Genomic DNA, 3427 nt, shown 5'->3' with positions numbered 1-3427 from the left:
CAGCCGGCCCCCACGAGCAAGCCAGCTCCGACGACCCAGCCCGCGCGGCCCCGACGACGGACGCACCCACCACGGAAGCGCCGCCCACGGAGACGGCCAAGCCGCGCCAGGTCATGGCGGTCCAGAACACGGTCGCCCCCGCGGTGACCGGGAAAGCCGTGCTCGACCAGACCCTGACCGCGAACCCCGGCACGTGGACCACGGGAGCAGCGTTGAGCTACCAGTGGCTGCGCGACGGCCAGCCGATCAGCGGCGCCACCGCCGCCACCTACAAGGTCACCGCGGCCGACGCCGGCACGCGGCTCAGCGTGCGGGTGACGGGCACCAAGGCCGGCATGACCTCCACGACCGTGACGTCGGCCGCCACGGCTAGAGCGGTCCTGGGCACAGTGGCCAACACCGTCGCCGCCTATATCAGCGGCAGCGCGCACGTCGGCAAGACGCTTACCGCGAAGGGCACCTGGACCACCGGCGCCGTCCTAAAGTACCAGTGGCTGCGCGACGGCCTGGTGATCAGCGGGGCCACCGCCGCCACCTACAAGGTGAGTGCGGACGACGTCGGAATGAAAATCTCCGTGCGCATCTACGCGACGAAGACCAACTACGCCTCCAAGACGGTGACGACGCCGCAGACCGCTCCCGTGACCTACCCGCCGGCACCGGGCAACCTCACTTACCAGACCTACAAGGCGCCGAACGGCCTCACGGGGCAGTACCACGTGTACGGCAACAACGTGGACCGCTCCCAGCCGGTGGGCGTGCTCTTCGTCTTCCACGGCGACTACAGCTACCCGGCGCAGTCCTACGTGCACCATCCCACCGGCGCGGTCATGAAGGCGATGGCGGCCGAGGCGGCGAAGAAGAACATGATCATGATCCCGGTGATCACGCCGGACAAGAGCGGCGGCATCACCTGGTGGGAGGAGACGGACCGGAACGGCGACTACTTCCGTGCGCTGTCCGCCATGCTGATCTCCAAGTACGACGTCGATGCGAGCCGGGTCTGGTTCCACGGCTATTCCGGGGGTGCTGAATTCGTCAGTTTTGAAGTGCTGGCCGACCGGCAGAACTGGATCAAGGGCGGCGGCGCGACCATCGTGGGCGGGGGCGGCTGGCGCAGCATGCCGACCACGCCGTCGGCAGAGGTGAAGGCGCTCAACCTGAACTGGATCGCGGGCAGCCTCGATGGCCTCGGCGGCACGACGCTTGCGACCTGGTCCGCATTGGGCACGGCGCAGAACGCGCAGAAGCAGTATGCGAGCAGGGGCTTCACCAAGACGACCATGACCGTGCTGCCCGGCGTCAACCACTACACCTACGACATGCCTGCCCTGCTGGCCCGGGACCTGCGGGTCATGCCGGACCGCCTGCCGCCGGCCAACAAGACCGCCAAGGTCCTCTCGGGCGACATCACGGCGATCGCCGCCGACGGGTACCTGTACGTCTACCCGTCCGCGAAGGGCGGCGACCTTGCCCGGCGAACGTTCGTCTCCGGCGGCTGGCAGACCGCCCTCAACGTCGACGTGGCCGACTGGAACAAGGACGGCATCCAGGACCTGGTGGCAAACTGGAGGTCCGGCCGGCTGACCGTGGACTACGGGCTGGCCGCCGGCGGGTTCCGGCGTGCGGAAGTCGGCCGCAGCGGCTGGCAGGGGTACGAGATCCTGGTGGCCAACTGGCGCCGCGCCGACCAGTTCCCGGGCATCGTGGCGAAGAATGTCCGCGACGGCAAGCTCTACGCCTATGCCAATCCGGCCGGCGCGCGGCACGGCGCAAGGACGCTGATCGGAACCTCCGGCTGGCGGGACCTGAAGCTGATGGCCATGGACTACGACCGCGACCAGAAGATGGATCTGGTGGTCAAGACTCCGGCCGGGCAGCTCAAGCTCTACCGTTCCAACGGCTCCGGCAGTTTCCTCGCCGAGACGCGCAAGGTCGTCGGCCGGTCCGGCTGGAACACGATGATCCACCTCTCGTCGATCCCGGACCACGTGACCGCCGGGCAGCCCGGCATCCTCGCGGGCGACCGGTACGGCAACCTCTACCACTACGGTGTGGGCACCAACCGGATCAACAAGCGCATCATCATCGGCCAGGGTGGTTGGGAAACGCTGCGCCTCGGCTCCTGATAGATCAACGAAAACAGCTGGATCAGCGAAAACTGCATACGGTTCATGGGGGACAAATGACGGCAGGGGAGAGGGCCGCTGAACAAGCGCGCCAAGCCACCGAACGCGCGGCAAAGCTGCGGCGCCAGGCGGAGGCAGCCGAACGGACGGCGAAGTCGTGGGCTGCCGGCGCGGACAATCGTGGTGTGCCGCTCAACCGCTATGCTGCGGAGCTGCTGACCAGTTAACGCAATTGCTTCAGCGTGAACATCCTGGGCGACTATAGACGAAACGGGTGGCCGGCGCTGAAGCCGGCCACCCGTCGTCGTACTTGGAAACTGCGGCTCAGACGTGGATCTTGACGTCCGCCTTGGCGCGCAGGTCCTTGGCGAGGGCCTGGACAATCTCGCCTTCCTTCTGTGACTTGAGCTGTTGCTCGAGCTGGGGCTTCGACTCCTCGAACGAGGGCATCTCGGCGCCCTGGCCGCCCTGCTGGGCCATCTGCTCCTGCTGCTTTTTGGCCTCCTCGTAGGCGGCCTTGAGTTCCTTGTCGGTGGGCTTGGTGTCGCCGGCTTCCTCGGCGATCAGCTTCTCCACCATGACCTGGTTCTTGAGCTCTTCGGTAACCTTGGCCTCGTCCATGCCCTGCTTTTCCATGGCGGCCATGAACTCGTCCTTGGACTTGAGCTGGTTGGTCTTGACGATCTCGTCCAGGGCCTTGTCGGTTTCCTTCTGCGACGCCTCAAGGCCGCGGTTGCCGGCTTCCTGGATAAGCAGTTCGGTGCCGACGATGCCTTCGGCGGTCTGCTTCTTGAGCTTCTCCTGGTCGACTTCCTGGCCCATCATCTGGGACTGCATGGCCATCTGCTGGAACTGCGCCTCATACGCAGTCGTGAAGTCTTCCTTGGTGATTTTGGTGCCGTTTACTTCGGCAACGACGTCGGGAATTCCGTTCAGGTCCGGCTTCGGCATTTCCTGCTGGCCGGCTGAGGGGTCTTGGGCTTGGCCGCTTGCACCGGGCGACGCCTGCTGCGTCTGGCCTGCACTGCCGGCTTCGGTTGCTCCGCCGCAGGCCGTCAGGGCCAGGGTTCCAGCTACGACGATTGCCACTAGCCATTTGTTGCTCGACATAAAGTCCTTCCGTTTCCGGCTGAGTGACCGAGGCTAGCAGGTCAGGCGGGGCGAGGTCACACCGGGTTACCCGCTGGGAACTCCCTGTGAATTACAGTGCGGCGATCAGGAGAAGGGGTTGTACGTCGAGAAGCCGTAGCCGATCTGCTTGGATGCGGCGACGCGGTCAGCGGGGAGTTCGTAGTAGC

At 65.9% G+C, this 3427-nt stretch carries 2 protein-coding genes and 1 pseudogene; 2 read left to right on the top strand and 1 reads right to left on the bottom strand.

The features are described from left to right. Positions 1-2129 (top strand): annotated as a pseudogene (locus tag D477_RS22785) (VCBS repeat-containing protein); the annotation flags it as partial. A gap of 56 nt (positions 2130-2185) precedes the next feature. After that, on the top strand, positions 2186-2356 hold the full coding sequence (locus D477_RS22780) for a hypothetical protein (RefSeq protein ID WP_190273579.1): 171 nt from the start codon (positions 2186-2188) through the stop codon (positions 2354-2356). A 97-nt stretch (positions 2357-2453) separates the two neighbouring features. Here D477_RS22780 and D477_RS15900 read toward each other — a convergent pair whose 3' ends face one another. Then, positions 2454-3218, bottom strand: a complete 765-nt coding sequence (locus D477_RS15900; protein ID WP_202804105.1) for a SurA N-terminal domain-containing protein — start codon at positions 3216-3218, stop codon at positions 2454-2456. Positions 3219-3427: the final 209 nt, after the last annotated feature.

Origin of the sequence: Arthrobacter crystallopoietes BAB-32, assembly GCF_000328305.2 — a bacterium.
Classification (GTDB): domain Bacteria; phylum Actinomycetota; class Actinomycetes; order Actinomycetales; family Micrococcaceae; genus Crystallibacter; species Crystallibacter crystallopoietes_A.
Note: the sequence above shows the minus strand (reverse complement) of the source record. Positions and strands in the feature narration are given on the sequence as shown.